General features: G+C 71.3%; 19 protein-coding genes. 5 read left to right on the top strand and 14 right to left on the bottom strand.

Features of this window, described 5'->3' with window-relative positions; all coding sequences use genetic code 11:
* Window positions 1–6 precede the first annotated feature (6 nt).
* From A3CQ_RS0128435 to A3CQ_RS0128400, 8 genes are read right to left on the bottom strand one after another with little or no spacing between them, the layout of a single operon-like run.
* Window positions 7–1,176 (bottom strand): SfnB family sulfur acquisition oxidoreductase, encoded by a 1,170-nt coding sequence (locus A3CQ_RS0128435; protein WP_020514349.1) that lies wholly within the window; start codon window positions 1,174–1,176, stop codon window positions 7–9.
* Window positions 1,173–2,312 (bottom strand): acyl-CoA dehydrogenase family protein, encoded by a 1,140-nt coding sequence (locus tag A3CQ_RS0128430; protein WP_020514348.1) that lies wholly within the window; start codon window positions 2,310–2,312, stop codon window positions 1,173–1,175. Before A3CQ_RS0128430 ends, A3CQ_RS0128435 begins: the two co-directional genes overlap by 4 nt.
* On the bottom strand, window positions 2,309–3,982 hold the full coding sequence (locus tag A3CQ_RS0128425) for a dipeptide ABC transporter ATP-binding protein (protein WP_020514347.1): 1,674 nt from the start codon (window positions 3,980–3,982) through the stop codon (window positions 2,309–2,311). Before A3CQ_RS0128425 ends, A3CQ_RS0128430 begins: the two co-directional genes overlap by 4 nt.
* Window positions 3,979–4,818, bottom strand: coding sequence for an ABC transporter permease (locus tag A3CQ_RS0128420; protein WP_020514346.1), 840 nt, complete (start codon window positions 4,816–4,818; stop codon window positions 3,979–3,981). Before A3CQ_RS0128420 ends, A3CQ_RS0128425 begins: the two co-directional genes overlap by 4 nt.
* Entirely contained in the window at window positions 4,815–5,801 is a 987-nt protein-coding gene (locus A3CQ_RS0128415) for an ABC transporter permease (protein ID WP_020514345.1), read from the bottom strand. The genes A3CQ_RS0128420 and A3CQ_RS0128415 overlap by 4 nt, the downstream gene beginning before the upstream one ends.
* Before the next feature lie 8 nt (window positions 5,802–5,809).
* The gene (locus tag A3CQ_RS0128410; protein ID WP_026206296.1) at window positions 5,810–7,432 is read right to left on the bottom strand and encodes an ABC transporter substrate-binding protein; all 1,623 of its coding nucleotides are present in this window, start codon (window positions 7,430–7,432) and stop codon (window positions 5,810–5,812) included.
* A complete protein-coding gene (locus A3CQ_RS0128405) occupies window positions 7,429–8,814 on the bottom strand; it encodes an NtaA/DmoA family FMN-dependent monooxygenase (RefSeq protein ID WP_020514343.1) in 1,386 nt (461 codons plus the stop codon). The genes A3CQ_RS0128410 and A3CQ_RS0128405 overlap by 4 nt, the downstream gene beginning before the upstream one ends.
* Window positions 8,804–10,174, bottom strand: a complete 1,371-nt coding sequence (locus tag A3CQ_RS0128400) for an LLM class flavin-dependent oxidoreductase (protein ID WP_026206295.1) — start codon at window positions 10,172–10,174, stop codon at window positions 8,804–8,806. Before A3CQ_RS0128400 ends, A3CQ_RS0128405 begins: the two co-directional genes overlap by 11 nt.
* A 279-nt stretch (window positions 10,175–10,453) precedes the next feature.
* On the opposite strand from A3CQ_RS0128400, the gene A3CQ_RS0128395 reads away from it, so the two are divergent.
* Genes A3CQ_RS0128395 through A3CQ_RS0128385 form a run of 3 tightly spaced genes read left to right on the top strand, consistent with a single transcriptional unit; the run spans window position 10,454 to window position 13,206 of the window.
* Complete coding sequence (locus tag A3CQ_RS0128395) at window positions 10,454–11,353, top strand: LysR family transcriptional regulator (RefSeq protein ID WP_040433076.1); 900 nt, start codon at window positions 10,454–10,456, stop codon at window positions 11,351–11,353.
* 51 nt (window positions 11,354–11,404) lie between these two features.
* The gene (locus tag A3CQ_RS0128390; protein ID WP_026206294.1) at window positions 11,405–12,355 is read left to right on the top strand and encodes a quinone oxidoreductase family protein; all 951 of its coding nucleotides are present in this window, start codon (window positions 11,405–11,407) and stop codon (window positions 12,353–12,355) included.
* Between the two features lie 47 nt (window positions 12,356–12,402).
* The gene (locus A3CQ_RS0128385) at window positions 12,403–13,206 is read left to right on the top strand and encodes a DUF1684 domain-containing protein (protein WP_020514339.1); all 804 of its coding nucleotides are present in this window, start codon (window positions 12,403–12,405) and stop codon (window positions 13,204–13,206) included.
* Between the two features lie 10 nt (window positions 13,207–13,216).
* On the opposite strand, the gene A3CQ_RS0128380 is transcribed toward A3CQ_RS0128385, so the two are convergent.
* On the bottom strand, window positions 13,217–13,732 hold the full coding sequence (locus A3CQ_RS0128380) for a nitroreductase family protein (RefSeq protein WP_020514338.1): 516 nt from the start codon (window positions 13,730–13,732) through the stop codon (window positions 13,217–13,219).
* A gap of 90 nt (window positions 13,733–13,822) precedes the next feature.
* Window positions 13,823–14,737, bottom strand: a complete 915-nt coding sequence (locus tag A3CQ_RS0128375) for an NmrA family NAD(P)-binding protein (RefSeq protein WP_211216699.1) — start codon at window positions 14,735–14,737, stop codon at window positions 13,823–13,825.
* A gap of 50 nt (window positions 14,738–14,787) precedes the next feature.
* Between A3CQ_RS0128375 and A3CQ_RS0128370 the strand changes: the two genes are divergently transcribed.
* Entirely contained in the window at window positions 14,788–15,555 is a 768-nt protein-coding gene (locus tag A3CQ_RS0128370; RefSeq protein WP_020514336.1) for an SbtR family transcriptional regulator, read from the top strand.
* A 16-nt stretch (window positions 15,556–15,571) separates the two neighbouring features.
* Here A3CQ_RS0128370 and A3CQ_RS0128365 read toward each other — a convergent pair whose 3' ends face one another.
* On the bottom strand, window positions 15,572–16,528 hold the full coding sequence (locus A3CQ_RS0128365; RefSeq protein WP_026206293.1) for a zinc-binding dehydrogenase: 957 nt from the start codon (window positions 16,526–16,528) through the stop codon (window positions 15,572–15,574).
* Window positions 16,529–16,577: 49 nt separating this feature from the next.
* Here A3CQ_RS0128365 and A3CQ_RS0128360 point away from each other — a divergent pair, with 49 nt between their 5' ends.
* On the top strand, window positions 16,578–17,156 hold the full coding sequence (locus tag A3CQ_RS0128360) for a TetR/AcrR family transcriptional regulator (protein ID WP_026206292.1): 579 nt from the start codon (window positions 16,578–16,580) through the stop codon (window positions 17,154–17,156).
* Between the two features lie 9 nt (window positions 17,157–17,165).
* Here A3CQ_RS0128360 and A3CQ_RS0128355 read toward each other — a convergent pair whose 3' ends face one another.
* The 3 genes from A3CQ_RS0128355 to A3CQ_RS54370 all read right to left on the bottom strand — a co-directional run bounded on the left by A3CQ_RS0128355 (window position 17,166) and on the right by A3CQ_RS54370 (window position 20,647).
* Window positions 17,166–18,299, bottom strand: coding sequence for a glutamate--cysteine ligase (locus A3CQ_RS0128355; RefSeq protein ID WP_020514333.1), 1,134 nt, complete (start codon window positions 18,297–18,299; stop codon window positions 17,166–17,168).
* A gap of 72 nt (window positions 18,300–18,371) precedes the next feature.
* On the bottom strand, window positions 18,372–19,193 hold the full coding sequence (locus tag A3CQ_RS63075) for a hypothetical protein (RefSeq protein WP_245577354.1): 822 nt from the start codon (window positions 19,191–19,193) through the stop codon (window positions 18,372–18,374).
* A gap of 50 nt (window positions 19,194–19,243) precedes the next feature.
* Entirely contained in the window at window positions 19,244–20,647 is a 1,404-nt protein-coding gene (locus A3CQ_RS54370) for a M17 family metallopeptidase (protein WP_020514331.1), read from the bottom strand.
* Window positions 20,648–20,679: the final 32 nt, after the last annotated feature.

Below are 20,679 nucleotides of genomic sequence, written 5' to 3'. Positions count from 1 at the left end.
GGCGTCTCACAGCTGTCCGTGGTTGGGGGGATAGACGCCGTCGACGGCCCACTGGCCGAGGCGCTGGACCTTCCAGGCGGCGGGGTCGTGCAGCGTGTGCGTGCGGGCGTTGCGCCAGTGCCGGTCGAGGCCCAGGTTGGCGGCGGCCGAGCGGGTGCCGGCGACCTCGAAGAGCCGGCCGGCGGCGGTCAGGGCGGCGTTCGTCGTCGCCGCGCGGGCAGCGGCGACCGCAAGGCTGGCCTCGCCCGCCGACCGCGCGGTCAGTGCGGCGTCGGCGCGGTCGACCGCCGCGGCGGCTTCCCGCAGCAGGGCTTCGGCGGCTCGGACCGCGAGCTCCACCTCGCCGAAGGCGTGCACGACCAGGGGGTCGTCGGCCGCGCGGTCCACCCCGGCATCGGGGTAGGGACGGCTCTTCTCCCGTACGAACGTGGCGGCCTCGGTCACCGCGCCGCGGGCGATGCCGGCATCGATCGCCGCGTGCAGGAGCTGCGCGAACGAGCCGTACGTCTGCGGGCCGTCGAAGATGACCTGGTACGGGGTGACGAACTCCGCCGGGACAGCCACCTCGTTCAGCACGACGCTGCCGCTGGCCGTGGTGCGCTGGCCGAACCCGTTCCAGTCGTCGATCACCTCGACGCCGGCCGCGGTCCGCTCGACCCAGGCGACGTGCAGCGGCCCGTCCACGTCGAGATGAGCGAGCACCGGGATCCAGTCCGCGAGCAGCGCCCCGGTGGCGTAGAACTTGCGCCCGGTCAGCGTCCAGCCGGAACCGTGTGGACGCAGCGTGGTGCGAATGTCGCGGACGTGCTTGGTACCGGCCTCGGACTGCGCGTTGCCGAACCGCTTGCCGGCGAGCAGCTCGGCGAAGAGGCGGTCCTTCAACGCCGGCGTGCCTTGCCGGCGCAGGTTACGGACGTAGACGAAGTGGCTCTGCGGGATCTGGCCGATGTTCGGGTCGGCTGCCGCCAGCAGCCGGATGACCTCGGCGACCGTCGAGGCCGACAGATCGGGGCCGCCGTGCGAGGCCGGCACGGTGATCGCCAGCAGCCCGGCCTCGCTGAGCCGGTCGAGCTCCGCGGCGGGAAGGATGCGCTCGGCGTCCCGCCGGGCTGCCGTGGACGCGAAGGCGGCGGCCAGCTCGGCGGTCAGCCGCAGCGCCTTGTCCGAGCCGATCATTCCTCCCCCTTGCCGAAGTAGGCGAGCGTCGTGCCGTTGAGGACGTGGTCGCCGACGCTCCGGTATCGATAGATGAGCGGGTTGTGCGAGGCCAGGGTCCGGGCGTTGCGCCAGTGCCGGTCCAGCGCGTACCGGGTCGTCACCGCCGACGACCCGCCCACCTCGAACAGCTCGGTGACCAGGCCGAGCACCAGGTTGATGACCGGGCCCTGGGCGGAGTAGACGGCGGCGTCGGCCGCGTCGAAGTCGGCCGGCGAGGCTGAGCCGCCGAGCCGCGCCACCTTCTCGACCGCCGAGGCTGCAGCCAGCGTGGTGGCGGCAGCGGCGAACGCGGCCCCGGCCACCCGGCCGACCGTCTCCTGCACCAGCGGGTCGTCCTTGGGGGCGGTCGTCGGATTGTGCAGGTTCCGCGGCCGCTGCTTGACGAACGCGGTCACCTCCTCGACCGCCGCCCGCCCGATCCCGGCGAGTGTCGCGAGGTGAACAAGCTGGAAGACCGCTGCGACGTACGTCCGGGGCGGCCTCTTGTTCTCGAAGACCTCGACGTCCTCGGCGGAGATCCGCACGTCCTCGAAGATGGTGGTGCCGCTGCCGGTGAGCCGCTGCCCGAAGCCGTTCCAGTCGTCGAGCCGCCGCACCCCGCCGGCGGCCGTCGGCACGAACACGTCCGCGCTGCGGTCGTCGTCGATCGCGGCGGTGGTGTGGATGAAGTCGGCGAAGAGGCTTCCGGTCGAGTAGAACTTCGTGCCGTTCAGCCGCCCGCCGGCGAGGGTCGTCGTGCCGTGGAAGAACGACTGGTTGCCCAGTTCGCTCTGTGCATTGCCGAAGACGGCGCCCTCGGCGACCCGGCGCAGCCAGCGCTCATCGCGGTTGACGAGACGGCTCTCCACGAAGCCGATGTGACCGCGCAGCAGCTGGGGCAGGTTCGAGTCGGCCCGGCCCAGCGCGATCAGCTGCTCGAAGAACTCCGGCAGGGTGGCGCCGAGACCGCCGTACTCGACCGGGATCCGCAGCCGCGTGAACCCCGCCTCCCGCAGCTGCTCCACCTCGGCGTACGGCAGGAGGCGCCCGGCCTCCCGGGCCGCGGCCCCCTCGGCGATCTTGTCGAGGACGGGCGTGAAGTCGTACCTGCTCATGCCCGTGCCAGCCGCGGCAGGGCGGTGAGGAGCCGCTGGGTGTAGGGGTGCTGAGGGTTGCGGAAGACGGCATCCGCGTCGCCGGACTCGACGACCCTGCCGTCCTTCATGACCAGGATGCGGTCGCTCATGTGGTGGATGACCCCCAGGTCGTGCGAGATGAACAGATAGCTGACGCCGAGCTCGTCCTGCAGGTCGGTGAGCAGGTCGAGCACCTGGGCCTGAATCGATACGTCGAGGGCGGAGACCGGCTCGTCGCAGACGAGGACCTCGGGCTCGGGCGCGAGCGCCCGGGCGATGGCGACTCGCTGCCGCTGCCCGCCGGAGAGCCGCAGAGGCGCGTCCTCCAGGTGTTGGGCGGTAAGTCCCACCTGCTCCAGAAGACGGACCACGCGGTCGCGGGCCTCGGCGCGGGACGACGGCGGGCGCTTGCCCTTGGCGAGCGCGTCCACGAGTATCCGGCCGACCGTCCAGCGTGGATCGAAGGAGCTCAGCGGGTCTTGGTAGACCACGCCGATACGTTTGCGGATCGGGCGCCGCCGGCCGGGCGTCAAGGACGTCCAGGCGGATCCGTCGAGGTCCACCTCGCCGGCGGTGGGCGGGATGAGCGCCAGCGCGATGCCGGCCGTGGTGGTCTTGCCGGAGCCGGATTCGCCGACGATGCCGAGCGTCTCCCCCGCGAACAGCTCGAACGACACGTCGTCGACGACCGTACGGTCCACCCGGTCCGGCCCCCGGTAGACCTTGCTGAGGTGCCGGGCCGAGAGCAATGGCCGGTCGGCGTCGATCGGCCGGCGCGTCCGCCGCGGCGCGGAAGTGCCGCGCACCAGACGGGTGCCGCGCGTGTGTTCGGACGGGATCGCGTCGAGAAGCGCCTTCGTGTATTCGTGCACCGGGCGGTACAGCACCTCATCGACCGGTCCGTGCTCGACGATCTCGCCCTCGCGCATGACCGCCACCTCGTCGGCGAGCCGGGCGACGACCGACAGATCGTGGCTGATCATGATGATCGCGGTACCGCGGCTCTTGGACTCGGCCAGGAGGTCGAGCACCTGGGCCTGAACCGTGACGTCCAGGGCGGTGGTCGGCTCGTCGGCGATGAGCACCCGGGGGTCGAGCGCGATGGCCGAGGCGATCAGCGCGCGCTGCCGAAGCCCACCCGAGAGCTCGTACGGCCGCTGCCGTGCCTTGACCGAAGGTTCCGGAACGCCGACCGCCTCGAGCAGCTCGATGGCCCTGCTTCGCCGGGATGCCCGGGTGCCACGGTGGTGGACGCGCAGCGGTTCGGCAACCTCGTCGCCGACCCGGCGTAGCTGGTCCAGCGACACGAGCGCGTCCTGCAGGACGAACCCGATGTCACGGCCGCGGATCGCTCGCCAGGACCGCTCGGAGCGGGTGGCCAGGTCGAGGCCGTCCAGCTCGATCCGGTCCGCGGCGACGTGCGAGCCGGCGCCGGTGAGGCCGACCAGCGTCCGGGCCGTGACGCTCTTGCCCGAGCCCGACTCCCCGACGATGGCGAGGCAGCGACCGGGGTACGCGTCGAACGAGATGCCCTTGACGACCTCCCGGCCCCCGAAGGCGACCCGCAGGTTGCCGACCGAGAGCAGCGCGGCCTGTGGTTCGGTCGCCACCCGCCCGGCGGCGGAGGCGGCGGCGGTGGGAACGGTCATCGAGCTGCCCCTTCCAGTCGGTGCTGGAGCGTGCGTCCCAGTGAGGTCAGGGCCAGGGTGGCCACAACGATCACCAGACCGGGCAGGATCTCCAGCCATGGCGAGGTGGTGATGGCGGCGCGGCCCGCGTCGAGCAGCGCTCCCCATTCCGGGCTCGGCGGTGCCACACCGAGGCCGAGGAAGGCCAGTCCGGACGCCCAGACGATGGACTGGCCGATACCGAGCGTCATCATCGCGACCAGCGGGCGCATGGCGTTCGGGAACAGGTGCTGCCGGATCACGGCCCACCGGGTGTGCCCGAGCGCGTGCGAGGCCTGGATGTATCCGGCCTGCCGCACGTGCAGCACCTGGCCGCGGACCATACGGGCGTATCCGGGCGCCGATCCGATGCCGACCGCGACGATCACCGTGCCCAGCGACGGGCCGCGGATGGCGATGAGCAGCAGCGCCAGGAGTAGAACAGGGAACGCGAAGGCCACGTCGAGGATCCGCGACAGAACGGTGTCGACGAAGCCGCGGGCGAGTCCGGCGACGAAGCCGAGCACGATCGCGATGACCATGGCGAGCGCGGTCGCGCCCAGGCCGATGCCGAACGACTCGCGGGTGCCGTAGACGACCCGGGTGTACAGGTCTCGGCCGGCGTCGTCGGTGCCGAACCAGTGGCTCCACGACGGCGACAGCAGGGTGCTCTGGAGGTCGATCGCGTTCGGATCGCGGGTGGTGAGCAGACCCGGCGCGATGAGCGCCACCACGAGCACGGCGACGACCAGCACCGACACGACGGTTGCCGGGCGAAGCCGCAGGGCCGCTCGGTACGGGAGGGCGATGGCCGTCATGACGCACGCAGCCGCGGGTCGACGACCGTGTACGCGAGGTCCACGACCAGGTTGGCGATGACGTACACGCCCGCCACGACCAGCACGATGCCGGAGACGGTGGGCACGTCCCGGGTGTTGACGGCGGTCACCAGCACCTGTCCGATGCCCGGCCGGCCGAAGACGTTCTCGGCGATGACGGCACCGGAGAGCAGCGCGCCCAGCGCCCAGCCGGAGAGGGTGATCGCCGGGACCACGGAGTGCCGCAGCGCGTGCCGCAGGCGTACGGCCGTATCGCTCATCCCGCGGGTCCGGGCGGTGGTGATGAACGGCTGGTCCAGCACCTTCTCGAACTCGTCCCGGGTGACCTGGCCGAGGAAGCCGGCGAGCGGTATCGCCAGGGTCAGCACCGGAAGCACGGTGCCCCGCGCGCTCGTCTCCCCGATCACCGGGAAGATCCGCAACTGGACCGCGAAGACCACCAGGAGCACAACCCCGATCCAGTACGGTGGCAGACTCGCGGTGAGCGCTTCCCAGGTGGAGCCGAGCGCGGAGACCGCCCGCCGGCGCTTGACGGTCAGCAGGGTGATCCCGACCGCCAGCACCCACGCCGTGACCAGGGCCGCGGCGGTGAGCACCAGGCTCGGTCCGATCTGGTCCCCGATGATCTCGGTGACGGGCCGGTGCTGGGTGTACGACGTGCCGAGGTCGCCTCGGAACAGCCCGGTCACGTAGTCGAGGTACTGGGAGATCAGCGGGCGGTCGAAGCCGAACTGCGCGTTGACCGGCGCCAGCTCGGCGGTCGTGTACTGCTGGGCGCGGCCGGTCTGCTGGTTGAGGATCGCCGTCGCGCGGTCGCCCGGCACCAGCAGTTGGGCGAAGAAGGTGATCGAGGCAGCGGCGACCAGGACGATAGCGGCCGTGGCGATCTTGAGGAGGGCCCCGCGGGCCGTCCGCACCCAGGAGGGCACGGACAGCGCGCGCGGGAGCACTGCGGTCGTCATTCGTTACCTCACTTGGTGAAGTACGCGTCGGCGAAGACGGGCTCGCCCTGGCTCTTCTCCAGCCAGACGTCGTGCAGGTTCCGGGCCGAGGCGATCGAGGTCGTCTGGGTGTAGAGGCCGACGGCGGGCGCGTTGTCCTGGATGATCTGCTGCGCCTCCGCGTACTTCGCGTTCGCCTCCTCGGTGGTGGCGGCGCTGTTGCCGGCCTGGATCACCGTGGAGAGCTGGTCGTTGTTGTAGAACGCGGAGTTGCTGCCGTTGGGCGACTCCTTGGTGTCCGGGCGCCAGACGATCCAGAGGATCGCCGAGCTCGGGCTGGTCCAGTACCACGGCTGCGCGTCGTACGCCTTCGGCCCGGAGTACTTGCCGGCGAACGTCTCGGCCTGGGTCTCGGGGATCAGCGTGACGTTGAAGCCGACCTGCTTCCACTGTTGCTGGAGGATCTGCAGCACGGTCGCGCCCTCGGTGGTGAACACCGAGCCGGCCGGGTAGGTGAACTTGACCGCGAGCTGCTTGCCGTCCTTGGTGCGATACCCGGCCGCGTCGCGCGTCGTCCAGCCGGCCTGGTCGAGCAGCTCGTTTGCCTTGGGCTGGTCGAAGGCGTACGCGCCGGCGACCGAGGCGTTGTAGCCGGGTGTCGACTGGCTGACCGATGGGTTCCCCTCGTACGGGATGACGCCGTGGAACGCGGCCTCGACGGCGGCCTTGCGGTCGGCGCCGTACGCGAACGCCTGCCGCACCGACTTGTCGGTGAAGATGCCGTTGACCGTGTTCAGGTAGATCGAGACCGGCTTGCCGGGGGTGATGTACTGCTGGACGTCGTACTTGGTCTTCGCGTCCTTCCAGTTCACCGTCGGCACGTCGTAGATGACGTTGGTCTCGCCGGTGGCGAGCGACGAGTAACGGCTGACCGCGTCGTTGAGGAACTTCCAGCGCACGGTGTCGACGATTGCCGGGCCCTCGTGCTTGGCGGTGGCCGGCCAGGACGTGTAGTCCGGGTTCTTGGTGAGCACGACCTCCTGGCCGTGCTTCCATTCCTGCACCTTGAAGGCGCCCGATCCGATCGGGTCCTCGCAGTTCAGCTGGTCGCTGCGCTTGAGCGCGGTGGGCGACTGGATGCCGAAGTACGCCTGCGAGATCATCTGCAGCAGCGGCAGGTACGGCTTGTTCAGCGTCACCTCGAGGTGGGTGGCGTCGATCGCCCGAGCGGCCTTGAAGTACGGATCGATGGAGACCTTGGCGGTGCTGTTGCCGCCCTTCTCCCAGTACGCGAAATTGTCGGCCACGGCCTGCGCGTCCAGCGCGGTGCCGTCCGTGAACTTCACGCCCGGCTTGAGGGTGAAGGTGTACGTCAGCCCGTCGTCGGAGATCTTCCATGCGGTGGCGAGCCACGGCTTGATGGAGCCGTCGTCGGCCATGGTCACGACGGAGTCGAGGATGTTGCGGGAGATGTAGGCCTGCTGGACCCAGCCGCCGAAGATGCAGGGCGGCTCCTGCTCGTGGCCGTAGACGATCGTGCCGCCCTGGACCTTCTCGCCGCCGCCGCTCGCCGCGGCGCCGCCGCCGCAGGCGGCCAGGCTCGCGACCAGCAACGCCCCGGAGGCGGCCGCCACCACATGTCTGATTCTCATTCCAGTCCTTTTCCTCGTTCGGGAAGGTTGGCGCCGCCTCGGTAGCGGGTGCCGTAGTGCCGGTCCGGAAGGCGGTCGCCGGCGCCGAAGATGCGCTGCCGCAGCGATTCGCCCTTGTCGTACGAGGTGCGCAGGCGGCCGCGTGCACGCAGGACGGGCACGACCAGCTCGATGAAGTCCTCGGCGGTGGCGTACGAGTGGTACTGAAGGAGGTTGATGCCGTCGATGCCGACGTCGTCGAGCCACCTCTCGATCCTGTCGGCGACCTGCTCGGGCGTGCCCGAGACGAACAGCGGGTGCCGGGTGATGTCGCCGAACCCGGCCAGGAACTCGCCGACGGTCTTGTCCGGGTCGGACACCCGCCACCGGCTGTCCTTGTCGCCCGGAACGTCGCCGAGCAGGGTCTCGGGCGGGTAGGCGTACGGATCCCAGTTGAGCCCGGCGTGCGCGAGGTAGCCCTCCGGGCTGCTGAGCCGCTGGAACTCGGCGACCTTCGCGGCCGCCTCCTCCTCGGTGCGGCCGACGACGACGCCGGCGGTCGTGACGAAGCGGACGTCGTCCGCGCGGCGGCCGGCGTCGACCGCCGCCTGCCGGATGCCGGCGATGGTCCGCTGGAGGAACTCGGTGGTCGGTCCGCCGGTGAAGACCACCTCGGCGTGCTTGCCGGCGAACGTCGTCCCGGCCGCCGACGCGGTGGCGGTGAACAGCACCGGCGTCCGCTGGCGGCTGGGCGAGGTCAGGTGCGGACCCTCGACCTTGAACCAGTCACCCTCGTGGAAGATCGGGTGGATCTTCTCGGGGTCGGCGAAGACGTTGCGCTCGCGGTCCTCGACGATCGCGTCCTCGTCCCACGAGCCCTCCCACAGCTTGTAGAGGACGTCGAGGTATTCGTCGGCCTTCGCGAAGCGGGTGTCGTGGTCGACCTCGCCGTCCAGCCCGAAGTTGCGGGCGGCGTTCGGCAGGTACGAGGTGACGATGTTCCAGCCGACCCGGCCCTTGGTGAGGTGGTCCAGGGTGCTCAGGCGGCGGGCCCAGGCGAACGGCGGCTCGTACGTCGTGGAGAACGTGATGCCGAAACCGAGGTGCTCGGTGACGGCGGCCATCGCCGGGACCACGAGCACCGGGTCGTTGTTCGGGATCTGCAGGCCCTCGCGGATCGAGGTGTCGGCCGAGCCGCGGAACGTGTCGTAGGTGCCGATCACGTCGGCCAGGAAGACCGCGTCGAAGCCGCCGTCCTCGAGCAGCCGGGCGAGCCGGATCCAGTACTCGATGTCGTTGAAGCGATCGCGGTTGTTGCCGGGGAGCCGCCACAGCCCGTGGGTGATGTGGCTGACGCAGTTCATCTCGAACAGGTTGAGGATCAGCCGCTTCTTATCGGACATTCGCGACGCTCTTCCGGTGGCCGGCCGCGGGGTGCCGCTCGGGCAGCCGGTCGCCGCGGCCGAACAGCTTGTTGCGCAGCGTCCCGCCGGCGTACTCGGTCTGCGCCAGGCCGCGCTCCTGGAGCACCGGGATGACGTGGTCGACGAACTCCTCGTACGAGGTGGGGATCTCGGCGTTCACCAGGTTGATCCCGTCGACGCCGGCAGCCTGCCACTCGGCGAGCTTGTCCGCGATCTGCTCGGGCGTGCCGACGATGCGGCTGTTCGTGGCGGTGTAGTGCGCGACGTCGCGCAGGGTGGCCGGCCGGTCCGGGACCAGGTCCTTGATCCACCCGACGATGCTCTGCACGCCCTCGGTGCGCAGCTCGCCGATCGGGGTGTCGAGATCCTCGTGCCCGAAATCGATGCCGACCGCGCCGGACATGTGCGACAGCTGCCCGTCGTAGTCGATCCACTCGTCGAGCTCGGCCGCCTTGGCACGCGCCTCGGCTTCCGTCGACGCCACCACCACGTACAGGCCCTGGAAGAATTTGATGTCGTCGCGACGGCGTCCGTGCCGCTCGGCGCGATCCCGGATGTCGGCGGTGTCGCGGCCGGCCGAGGCGAGGTTCGGCGACTGGATGAAGACGGCCTCGGCGTTCTTCGCGGCGAAAGTGCGGCCGGCCTCGGAGGCGCCCGCCTGGAAAAGCAGCGGGGTGCGCTGCGGCGACGGGCTGACCAGGTGCGGACCTTCGACCGTGTAGCGCGGGCCCGCGTGGTTGATCCGGTGGACCTTGTCGTAATCGGCGTGGATGCCGGTCTCGCGGTCCTGGATCAGGGCGTCTTCCTCCCAGGATCCTTCCCAGAGCTTGTACGTCACATCGACGTACTCGTCCGCCCAGGCGTACCGCTCGTCGTGCTTGGTCAGGCCGTCCAGCCCAAAGTTGCGCGAAGCGTTCGGCAGGTAGTTCGTGACGATGTTCCACGCGATCCGGCCCTTGGTGGCGTGATCCAGAGTGGAGATCCGCCGGGCGAAGTTGAACGGGTGCTCCTGCAGGATCGACGCGGTGAACGCGATCCCGAGGTTCTCGGTGGCGTACGCGAGCGCCGCGGCCAGCACCGACGGGTCGTTGCTGGGTACCTGGAGGCCGGACTCGAAATACTTGCGCTCGTCGCCGCGGTAGGGCGCGTACAGGCCCACCACGTCGGCGAAGAAGATGGCGTCGAACTTGCCCCGTTCGAGGGTCCTGGCCAGGTCGACCCAGTGGTCGAGGTTGTTGAAGTCGGTTTGGCGCGCGGTCGGGCGGCGCCAGGTTCCTTGAATGATGTGACCGGTGGTGTTCATGACAAATGCCGCAAAATGCAGCGGTCGTGCTGGCATGGATCGACTCCAAGAAGGGGGATTTGCGAGTGAGCGGGGGCCCGCGCTGGCCCGGTCGACTCACCGACAGAGCGAGCTCGCGGTCCGGCGGAGGTCGACCGGGCGCCGAACGATCAGCTGCACCACGGTTACCTCCCCTCTCTGACATCGCCGCCTGGGCCTGTCTCCGCGGCCCGGCCTTATTCCTATAGGAACGATAGGCGATGTAGCTTATGCTGCCAAGACCGCGGGTGACAGGTAGGACCGATCACCCCATCGCCCCTCGCGTTCAGGACGGTCATGCGAATAGAGCAGCTCGAGTACCTAGTAGCGGTGAGCAAGCACGGCTCGCTGCGCCGCGCGAGCGAACAGCTCCACGTATCACAGCCCGCGCTGAGCGAGGCCGTGAGCAAGCTGGAACGCGAGTTGGGCGTGGCCCTGCTGGACCGGCGCCGCTCCGGCGCGACGTTCAGCCTCGCCGGCCGCGAGCTTCTCCAGCCGATGACCGACGTGCTGGACTCGGTGGCCCGGCTGCGCGCGGCCGCCGGCGACCAACTCGCCTCCCGGCGGTTCGTGCGCGTCGGCACGGTCAACGCGGGGACGGTCACCCTGCTCCTGCCCGCGCTGCGCTCGTTCCAGGCCGAACACCCCAGCTCCACCGTGGAGGTGCGCAACATGCAGCAGGACGAGATCTACCTGCGCCTGGCCGAGGGCACGCTCGATGTGGGCCTGGTGAATCTGCTCGAGGGCGACGACGTCCCGCCGGAGCTGGAACACACGACGCTGATCTCCGGCCGGCCGGTGGCCGTCATCCCCGCTTCGCACCCCTTGGCCTCGCTCGCCGAGCTCAGCGCCGACGACCTGCGCGGCGCGCACTTCGTCGCGATGCGCTCCGGCTATCTCATGCACCGCTTCGCGCACCGGCTCTTCGGCCGCGACCTGCCGGCCGAGTGGTACTCGGCCGACGGCGCCGAGATGGGAAAGATCATGGTCGCCCAGGGCATCGGCATCACGCTGCTGCCGGACTACAGCGTGCACGGCGACCCGCTGGAGCGGGCCAACCTCATCGTCAGCCGCCCGATCGCCGACGACCGCACGGCCGTGACGATGGCAGCCGTACGACGCCGCCACAACCGCACGCCGCCGGTCATCCGCGACATGATCCGCCACCTGAGAACCAGCGCGAAATTCCATTGTTGAGACATGTCGCCAGGGCGAGGCTCGAACCACGAATGGGTAGGGTTCGTCATCGTGCTTGCCGTGCGATGTGGCCGATTCGGCGGCCCCGAGGTCCTGGCCCTGGCCGACGTGCCCGACCCCGTCCCGGCTTCCGGGCAGACGCTGGTCGAGGTGGCCGCCGCCGGGGTGAACTTCGCGGACACCAGCCGGATCGCCGGAACCTACCATCCCACGCCGCGAGTGCCGTTCATCCCGGGCACCGAGGTGGTCGGGCACACCGCGGACCGGCGTCGCGTGCTGGCCACGCTGTTCGATGGCGGCGGCTTCGCCCAGCGCGCGGCGGTGGATGAGGCTTCGGCCGTGGAGGTGCCCGCCGGCGTCCGCGACGCCGACGCGCTGGCCCTGCTCGTCCAGGGCTTGACGGCGTGGCATCTGCTGCGCGGTTCCGCCCGGTTGAGCCCGGGCGAGACGGTCGTGGTGAACGCCGCCGCCGGTGGCGTGGGTTCGCTGCTGATCCAACTCGCGAGACAATTCGGCGCGGGGCGCGTCATCGCGACCGCGTCCACGCCCGCCAAGCGCGAGATCGCGCTCTCCCTCGGGGCCGACGCTGCGGTCTCCGGTGAGGCCGACGGCTATGCCGCCCGGATCGTCGAGGCGAACGACGGGCAGCCGGCGGACGTCGTCCTGGACGCCGTCGGCGGTGCGGTGTTCGAGGCGGCCCTGGGTTCGCTGGGAAATTTCGGCCGCCTGGTGACCTTCGGCAACGCCTCCCGCCAACCACGGCCGCCGGTCGACGTCGCCACCCTCACCGACCGCAACCTCGCCGTCTGCGGCTTCTGGCTACGGCCGGCCCTCACCGTCCCCGGCGCCTACCGCGAGCCGCTCGAAGCCATGTTCGGCATGGTCGCCGCCGGCACGCTCACCCCGGTGACGGGCGCGACGTACCCCCTCTCCGAGACACGGCGGGCGTTCGAGGACCTTCTCGCCCGCCGGACCACTGGCAAGATCGTGCTGCTGCCGTGAGCACCGCATCCCTATTCCTATAGGAGAGATAGGCATATGCTCGGCCCATGACCGTACAGTCCTGGGCGCAGTGGCACGCCGAGCACGAGCGCCACCTGGCCGACCCGCACGGGTTCCTGGCCGTCACCAGCCTGAACTTCCTCACCACCAACCCGCGGCGTTTTCCGGACGCGCCCGGCGAATGGTCGACCGGGCCGGAGGGCGTGGTTGTCGACCTGGCCGACGGCGAGGCGCTGACCGTCGATGGTGCCGCCGTGACCGGGCGGCACGCGTTCGGCGTGATCGGCGAGCGAAGCGGCGTCAACGCCCGGGCCGGCGACGCCGTGATCGAGGTCGCCAGGCGCGGCGGCTTCGACATCGTCCGGCCCCGCCACCCGGACAACCCGTTGCGGCTGGCGTTCCGGGGCGTACCGGCTTACGAGCCCGACCAGGACTGGGTGCTCACCGGCCGGTTCGTGCCGTTCGACGTACCCCGCGACGTCACCGTGGGCGCGGCGGTGGAGGGCCTTGAGCATGTGTACGAGTCGCCGGGGCGCGTCGAGTTCGAGGTGAATGGCGCACCGCTCGCCCTGACCGTCTTCAACGGGCGTACGCCGGGATCGTTCTTCGCTCTGTTCACCGACGAGACCTCGGGCGTCACCACCTACCCGGCCAACCGCAGCCTGGCCATCGACCCGCCCGCCGCGGACGGCACGGTGACTCTCGACTTCACCCGGGCCACCAACCTGCCGTGCGCCTACACCGACTTCGCCACCTGCCCGCTTCCACCGGCGGAAAACCGCCTGCCGGTCGCCGTCGAGGCCGGCGAGAAGATTCCGTACGAGCGCCTGACCGCCGCGACCCGGCGATGAGACTCGGCGGTCACCACCGCTCGCGGTGCACGACCTCGTCGAAGGGACGGCGGTCCGGCCGGGCGATCGGGCGCAGCGGGCGGTCGGCCGGGTAACCGATGCCGAGCAGATAGGCCACCTCGTGGGTGTCCGGCACGCCGAGGATCGCGCGGGCCCTGTCCTGGTCGCCGACCGACGAATGGCCGGTGCCGATGCCCAGGTCGGTCGCGGCGAGCATCATCGCGTACGTGGCCTGGCCGAGGTCGTACTGGTCGACCACCCGGGTGCGCTCGTCCGGCGGCAACGGCAGGACCAGCGCGATCGCGGCCGCCGCGCCGGCGATGTGCCCCGCCGCCCGCCAGACCGTCGACAGCTCGGCCAGCCGCGAACGGTCCGTGACCACGATGAAGTCCCAGTGCTGCCGGTTCGACGCCGAGGGGGCTCGCCAGCCCGCCTCCGCTATCCGGGTCAGGTGGTCCGCGGGCACGGCCTCCGACGTGTAGCCACGGACGTTGCGCCGGGCCCGGATCGCGTCCCAGGTCTCCATCGTTTCCTCCGCCCGCCGGTCGATGATCGGTCCTGAATCCTACGGCTTCGACATCGTGGCCCCAGGTGCTGCCCGGCTCGATCGAGGACATCAGGTCGCGGAGAGCTGGGCCCGGATGGCGGTGGCGCCCGACTCCGTCAGCCACCGGGTCAAGGTGCGCAGGCCCGGGTGGATGACGCGCAGCGCCTCGATGTCGGCGTGCCACCGATGACCGGCGAGCCAGCGTTTTCTGGATTCGGCGATGGTCGGGCCGAGGGCGGCCGCCTCGTCCGCGGTGAGCTGCTCGTACCGGACCGGAATGCCGGTGGCTCGCGCGATCTCGGCGGCGGCCTCGACCGGGGTCGGCTGGTCGCCGGCCAGCTCCAGCGTCCGCCCGGCGAACCGAGCCGCGTCGGTGAAGGCCAGGGCGGCGAATTCGGCGATGTCCTCCAGCGCGATGACCTGCATCGGCTCGTACGGCGGGAAGAGGTGCCGGTTGACCCCGTGCACGATGCCGTCGATGCCGAGGACCCCGCCCAGGTAGTTGGTCATGAACCGCACCGGACGCAGCACGGTGGACCGCGGGATGCGCTCGTGCAGGTAGCGCTCGATCTCCGCCTTCCCGGCCGAACCCGCGGCGGTGGCCGACGTCGAGGCGACGGTGCTGAACACCACCTGCTCGATTCCCGCCGCGGCCGCCGCGTCGATCAGCGCCCGGCCGCGGGCGGCCTCGAGCTCGTGGTCGGGCCCGGCCGGGCCGAACGCCACCGGTGGCACGGCGAAGACGGCGGCGGCGCCGCCGAGCGCCGGTGCCAGACTCGCCGGGTCGTCGAAGTCGCCGCGCACGAGGACGGCCCCAGCGGCGGCCAGCGCGCCGGCAGCGGCCGAGGCCGGGTCGCGAACCAGGGCTCGTACCGGCCATCGCCGGGCCAGCAGCAGCCGGGCGGTGGCGCCGCCCTGCTTGCCGGTGGCCCCGGTGACGAGGATCGGTGAGCCCACTGTTCCGGAAATCCTGGATACTGTCACGATACGGAATGCTCCACCCGTTTCCGCGCGACCGACAAGGATTACGTGACATGACCGCGATCGCGACGCCCGGGCCGGTCCGCGCCGATGCACGCCGCAACCGGCAAATCGTGTTGCGCGCGGCGGCGGAGGTGTTCGCCGAGGATGGGCTGGAGGTCTCGCTCGGCCGGATCGCGCGGCACGCCGGGGTGGGCGCCGGCACGGTCTACCGCCATTTCCCGAGCAAGGAGATACTCCTCGAGGCGGTGCTGGCCGAACAGGTGGAGGGCTTCGTAGCCATCGCCGACCGGTGGGCCGCCCGTGCCCGGCCCGGGGACGCGTTGTTCGGGTTCCTGCTCGAAGTCATCGACAGGACCGGCCGGGGCAAGCACATCTGCGACGCGCTCGCCGCCGACCGCAGCTGGCCGCACGCGACCCTGCGCGCGGCCACCCAGCAGTTCGGCGCCGCGCTGGATCGCCTGCTGCGCAACGCGAAACAGGCCGGCGCGATCCGCGCCGACGTGCGCGGCGACGACCTGCCCGCTCTGATCGCCGCCGGCGCCACGCTTCGGTCGGCGCACCCCAGCCGCGCCCGCGGTGCACAACTCCTGGTCGATCTGCTGGACGGCCTGCGCCCCGGACCGGTCACGGAAGCGGCGGTCTTTCGTGACATGGTGCCGGAGGGACGTCACGAAACCTCGGCGCACACCGTGCGGCACTGCCTCGAGTGCGGCACCCGCCTGCATCCGCGCGGCACCGGCCGACCGGCCCACTACTGCGGCCCCACCTGCCGGCAACGCGCCCGGCGCCGACGCGCCGCCGGCCGGCCGGCCGGGTGACTCCGCGGCCGCTCTCTCAGGGGGTCAGAACGATGCGGCCGAACACCTCACCGGCATCCATCCGGCGATGTGCCTCGCCCGCGTCGTCGAGGCGAAGGACGTCGTGAACCACGGGACGCAGCTCGCCGCGGGCGGCGGCCGCGAACTGGCCGGACCGGACCCGGTTGCGCTCGCCGACCGGCACGGTGTTCAGGCTGAACGTCGCGAACGACCGGGAGCGCTGGAACGATCGCATCAGCGTCATGCCGAAGTCGGCCGGCGGATGTCCCCCGACCACACCGACCGCGACCAGGCGGCCGTTGTCGGCCAGCCGATCCAGGAAGGACGGCAACGCCGGGCCGCCGATCACGTCGAGCACGGCGTCGAACTCGGCGCCGGGCGCCCCCTCACCGGTGCGGTCGAGCACGACCGTGGCCCCGAGCTCCGCCAGCCGCTTGCCCCGCTCGGGCGAGGAGGTGGTCACCGCGATCACGCCGGCGCGGTCCCGTGCGGCCAGCTGGACCGCCATGATGCCGATGCTGCCGCCCGCCCCGCGGACCAGCAGCGACTCACCGGGGGCGAACCGGGCGTGGGCGAGGGCGAAGTGCGCGACCGGCCCAGCACTGCCGAGCGTCACCGCGTCGACCGGCGAGAGACCGTCCGGCAGCGGCGTCACGTCCTCGATCCGGGCGACCGCGAGCTCGGCGTAGGCGCCGCCGACGCCGGTGAAGGCCCACACGCCGCGCCCGCGCCAGGAAGCGTCGACCCCCTCCCCGACGGCGACCACGGTGCCGGCCACCTCGCTGCCCGGGACGATGCCCTCGCGGAAGCCATAGCCGCCCAGCGTGCCACGCCGGATGACGGCGTCGACCCCGCCCACTCCGATCGCCTCCACCTGGACGAGCAGCTGCCCGGCGGCCGGCTCGGGCGCCGGCGCCTCGGCCACCGCCAGGCCGTCCGGAGCCCCGAACTCACGAATGATCACTACCTTCATGCCGCGACCGTAACGGACGCCCCCGTCCACTTGGCTAAAGTGAGACTCCATGGCCGATCGATTGCCTCACCTCCTACGCGCGGACGCCCGGGACAACCGCGACCGCGTGCTCGAAGCGGCGCGGGCACTGTTCGCCGAGCGCGGCCTGGACGTGCCGATGCGCGAGATCGCCCGGCGGGCGCGGGTCGGCCCCGCGACCCTCTACCGGCGGTTTCCGACCAAACAGGCGCTCGTCGACGAGGCGTTCCACCGGGAGCTGAGCGCGTGCAGTTCGATCGTGCGGGACGGATGCGCCGACCCGGATCCGTGGCGCGGGCTGAGCTCGGTGATCCGTGGCATCACCGAGCTCAACGCCCAGAATCAGGGCTTCGTCGACACGTTCCTGTCGTCGCATCCTGGCGCGACCAACTTCGCCGCCCACCGCGCCGACATGCTGCGACTGCTCGCCGGTCTGTGCCGCCGCGCGAAGAAGGCCGGCACCGTACGCGCCGACTTCGTCCTCGACGACGTCATCCTCGTGTTCCTGGCCGGCCGCGCACTCGCCGCCACTCCACCAGAGGTACGCCTCGCGGCCGCGCAGCGTTTCTCGACGCTGGCGCTCGACGCGATCGGCCGCCGGCTCCCGTAGTCCGCCCGGTCAGGCGGGCAGGCCGTCGCGCAGCTCCCGCACGAGCGAGGAGACGACCGCCTTGAGGCTGCCGCTGTTGGCCGCGGCGACCCGGAGCTGGCGCTGGTAGCTGGCCCCGCGGTCGGCGATGTCGCGCAGGCCGGCCAGCTGCGCCGAGCAGCCGAGCGCGTCGGCGATCGGCTCGAGGGCCGGGGTCAGCTGGTCGAGGTCCTTGGTGACCAGCCGTTCGTCGCCGGCGGCGTTCAGAATGATGATCGCGTCCATGCCGTAGCGGGCCGCCCGCCACTTGTTCTCCCGGACGAACCAGGGCTGCAGCCTCGGCACCTCCCGGCCGGCGTCGAGCTCCCGCGAGAAGTACTCGACCAGGCATTGGGTCAGCGCCGCGATCGCGCCGATCTCGTGCGCCGTGGGGATCCCGTCGAAAGTACGCACCTCGATCGTGCCCCACCGTGGTGACGGGCGGATGTCCCAGCGCAGCTCGTTCAGCTGCTCGATGACGCCGGTGTGGGTCAGGTCGGCCACCATGGCCTCGTACTGCGCCCACTCGGTGAACTGCGGCGGCAGACCGGCGGTCGGCAGCTGCTGGAACATCAGGGCCCGGTTGGAGGCATAGCCGGTGTTCTCCCCCGCCCAGAACGGGCTCGACGCGCTGAGCGCCTGGAAGTGCGGCAGGTAGGTCAGCAGCCCGTCGATGATCGGGAACACCTTGCGGCGATCCTCAACGGCGACATGCACGTGCACGCCCCAGATCATCATCTGCCGGCCCCACCACCTGGTCCGGTCGATCAGCGTGTCGTAACGCGGCTTGCCCGGCGTCACCTGCTGCTGGAACCACTGACTGAACGGATGCGTGCCGGCCGAGATGAGGTCGACGCCCATCGGCTCCGCCAGCGCGGCCACCCGCTCGACGAGGCACGTGAGATCCGCGACCGCGTCCGCCACCCGATCGTGCGGCGCGCTGACCACCTCGACGGTGTTGGTGAGCAGCTCCGACGTGACGTGCGGAAAGTCGCCGGCGGCGCCGAGCCGGGCCAGCAGATCGGGCGCGGCCGGGGCCAATTCACCGCTGCGCCGGTCGACGCAGGCGATCTCCCACTCGATCCCGAGACGCGATCTTTGCGATGCGGCGAAGCCGATGTCCATGGGTCGCTCTTCGAGATCGGGGGACGACTGACGGTCATCGTATCCCGATGAATCCCATCGGAACCCCGGACGTCAGGACGTCTCTGGCCTGGCGCCGGCCTCGTCGCGGAAAGCGAGCCCGGCCGCGTCCATCGCCGTTCGCAGGTGGCGAAGGGCGTACGGCCCGACCCCGTGCAGCGCCCGAACCTCGCCCTCGCTGAGTGTGGCCACCTGTTCGAGCCGGACCACGCCCTGCGCGGTGAGCGCGCGTGTCGCGGCGGCGCCGATGTGTGGCAGCGGGGTGCCCGGCTCCGGTGCCGACCGGCTCGGGGCCGGCCGGGGATGACCCTCGTGGTCCAGGACGGCGGCGCCGCGGGCCGAGAGCCGGTACCCGATGTCGAGCGACTCGGTCAGGCCCCGCTCCTTCAGCTTGCGCACGTTCTGCTTGAACGACGGGGTGTCTCGCCCCATCCGTTGTGCGAGGTCGGGTGCCCGGATGGCCGGCAGTTCGTCGATCAGCAGGAGCGTGGTCCGGGTCCACGGCCCGGTCGGCGAGGCGCGGTCGAGCCGGTCGAGCCAGGCGACGATCGCGTCGATCTCCGTGGTGTCGGGTACCGCCTCGCGCAGCGCCTGCCGCGGGTCGGGGCCCGCGTACCGTAGCCCGATCCGATACACCGGCCGTTCGGGGTGGACGCGGTCCAACCCTTGGCGGAGCGCGGCCAGCGACGCCGCGCCGGCCCGGCGGGCGTCCGCGGCAGTCAGCGAGCTCACCGGCACGCGGTCGACAGATGTGATCTCGACCAGTCCGACCGCGGTACGCATCCGGGTACCGACTCTGACCCGAGGCCGGTCCCACCGGCGGAACGCCACGTCGACGTCGCCGGCCCGGATCGCCTCCAGTTCTGCGGGACGCATCTGCACGCCACCCAGTTCAACACACGCCACGATCCATCCGACGGCCCGGGCTAACTGTCCTGGGTCGGCCTCCGCGGCAGGAGCAGCTCGAGCAACGTACGCGCGCCGAAGCCGGTGGCGCCGTCGACCGAGGCGTCGCCTTCCCAAGCCGGGCCGGCCATGTCGCAATGCACCCAGGGCACCCCTCGTGGCACGAACTCGCCGAGGAACAGCGCTGCCGTGATCGCCCGGCCCGAGTCGTGCAGCGGGTGGTTGCGGACACCGCTGGCGGTGCGTACCTGGTCGAGATAGCGCTCGTCGTACGGCAGCCGCCACATCGGTTCACCGGCCCGGGCCGCAGCCGCCAGGAACTCGGTGGCGGCGGGCTCGTCCCGGCCGAAGACCGCGGCGATCTGCGGGCCCAGCGCGATCTCCGCCTGGTAGGTCAGCGTGGCGAGATCGACCAGCAGGCGTGGCGTGGACGCGGCGGCCAGCGCCAGCGCATCGGCCAGCATCACCCGGCCCTCGAAATCGGTGTCGATGATCTGAATCTCCGTGCCGTTCCAGGCGGTGACCACGTCGCCGGGCCGGGTCGCGCCCGGGCCGGGCAGGTTCTCGGCGAACGGCAGCACGGCCCGGACCGGCACGGGGCAACCGCCGCGGGACAAGCCGGCCATGACCGCCAGGACAGTGGCGGCTCCGGCGACATCCATGCGCATCGCCTGCATGGCGGCCGGCGACTTGAGCGACAGTCCTCCGCTGTCGAACGTGACGCCCTTGCCGACCAGGGCGACCTCGGGGGTTCCGGCGTCCGGCAGGTAGTCGAGCCGCACCAGACAAGGCCCGTTCGCCGAGCCGCCACCGATCGCGGCGAGCGCTCCGAAGCCTTCGGCGGCGACCTCGTCCGGTCCCAGCACGGCGCAGGTCAGACCGGCCCGTCCCGCGATCGTCTCGGCCCATCGGGCCGCCGCCCGCGGGGTGACCACGTTGGCCGGCGCGCTGGTCAGCCGGCGGGCCAGCCGGGCGACGTCGGCGGCGAGCCGCCCCTGCTCCGCATCGGCGAGACGCTCCCCGGGCAGACGCAAGGTGACCGCTTCCACGCCGGAATAGCCGCTGACCAGACCATCGACGAGCGCGGGAAGGAGGTCGGCCGGCGCCTCCACCGCGTAGTCGCCGCCCCGCAACAGTGCGCCCGCCGCCAGCCCGGCCCGCCGGGCGTGCTCGACCGTGGCGTCGCCGAGCCCGGCCAGCAGGGTGTCGCCGTCCGCCGCGGTCTCCCCCACCGCCGCGCCGAACGGCAGCCAGCCGCCGGCCGGCGAGGCCTCGGTGACAAAAAGAGCAGAAGTGACGAAGCGGATCCGCCGGGCAGCACTGCCGTCGGCGAGCACGACGGGTCCGGCGCCGGTTGTCACGGCGTCGATGGCCGCGTCGATCTCGGCGGCCCGGTCCCGGGCCGGTGTCCGTACGACAGGCATCGTCTCTCCTTCGTCTGTGGCCGGGGACAGAC

The organism is Paractinoplanes globisporus DSM 43857, from assembly GCF_000379645.1.
Taxonomy (GTDB): Bacteria; Actinomycetota; Actinomycetes; order Mycobacteriales; family Micromonosporaceae; genus Actinoplanes; species Actinoplanes globisporus.
Note: the sequence above shows the minus strand (reverse complement) of the source record. Positions and strands in the feature narration are given on the sequence as shown.

What these genes read in the sequence shown, in the direction of transcription:
- A3CQ_RS0128435 (WP_020514349.1), bottom strand. Translation starts at nt 1,176, where the DNA reads ATGATCGGCTCGGACAAGGCGCTGCGGCTGACCGCCGAGCTGGCCGCC.
- A3CQ_RS0128430 (WP_020514348.1), bottom strand. Translation starts at nt 2,312, where the DNA reads ATGAGCAGGTACGACTTCACGCCCGTCCTCGACAAGATCGCCGAGGGG.
- A3CQ_RS0128425 (WP_020514347.1), bottom strand. Translation starts at nt 3,982, where the DNA reads ATGACCGTTCCCACCGCCGCCGCCTCCGCCGCCGGGCGGGTGGCGACC.
- A3CQ_RS0128420 (WP_020514346.1), bottom strand. Translation starts at nt 4,818, where the DNA reads ATGACGGCCATCGCCCTCCCGTACCGAGCGGCCCTGCGGCTTCGCCCG.
- A3CQ_RS0128415 (WP_020514345.1), bottom strand. Translation starts at nt 5,801, where the DNA reads ATGACGACCGCAGTGCTCCCGCGCGCGCTGTCCGTGCCCTCCTGGGTG.
- A3CQ_RS0128410 (WP_026206296.1), bottom strand. Translation starts at nt 7,432, where the DNA reads ATGAGAATCAGACATGTGGTGGCGGCCGCCTCCGGGGCGTTGCTGGTC.
- A3CQ_RS0128405 (WP_020514343.1), bottom strand. Translation starts at nt 8,814, where the DNA reads ATGTCCGATAAGAAGCGGCTGATCCTCAACCTGTTCGAGATGAACTGC.
- A3CQ_RS0128400 (WP_026206295.1), bottom strand. Translation starts at nt 10,174, where the DNA reads ATGCCAGCACGACCGCTGCATTTTGCGGCATTTGTCATGAACACCACC.
- A3CQ_RS0128395 (WP_040433076.1), top strand. Translation starts at nt 10,454, where the DNA reads ATGCGAATAGAGCAGCTCGAGTACCTAGTAGCGGTGAGCAAGCACGGC.
- A3CQ_RS0128385 (WP_020514339.1), top strand. Translation starts at nt 12,403, where the DNA reads ATGACCGTACAGTCCTGGGCGCAGTGGCACGCCGAGCACGAGCGCCAC.
- A3CQ_RS0128380 (WP_020514338.1), bottom strand. Translation starts at nt 13,732, where the DNA reads ATGGAGACCTGGGACGCGATCCGGGCCCGGCGCAACGTCCGTGGCTAC.
- A3CQ_RS0128370 (WP_020514336.1), top strand. Translation starts at nt 14,788, where the DNA reads ATGACCGCGATCGCGACGCCCGGGCCGGTCCGCGCCGATGCACGCCGC.
- A3CQ_RS0128365 (WP_026206293.1), bottom strand. Translation starts at nt 16,528, where the DNA reads ATGAAGGTAGTGATCATTCGTGAGTTCGGGGCTCCGGACGGCCTGGCG.
- A3CQ_RS0128360 (WP_026206292.1), top strand. Translation starts at nt 16,578, where the DNA reads ATGGCCGATCGATTGCCTCACCTCCTACGCGCGGACGCCCGGGACAAC.
- A3CQ_RS0128355 (WP_020514333.1), bottom strand. Translation starts at nt 18,299, where the DNA reads ATGGACATCGGCTTCGCCGCATCGCAAAGATCGCGTCTCGGGATCGAG.
- A3CQ_RS63075 (WP_245577354.1), bottom strand. Translation starts at nt 19,193, where the DNA reads ATGCGTCCCGCAGAACTGGAGGCGATCCGGGCCGGCGACGTCGACGTG.
- A3CQ_RS54370 (WP_020514331.1), bottom strand. Translation starts at nt 20,647, where the DNA reads ATGCCTGTCGTACGGACACCGGCCCGGGACCGGGCCGCCGAGATCGAC.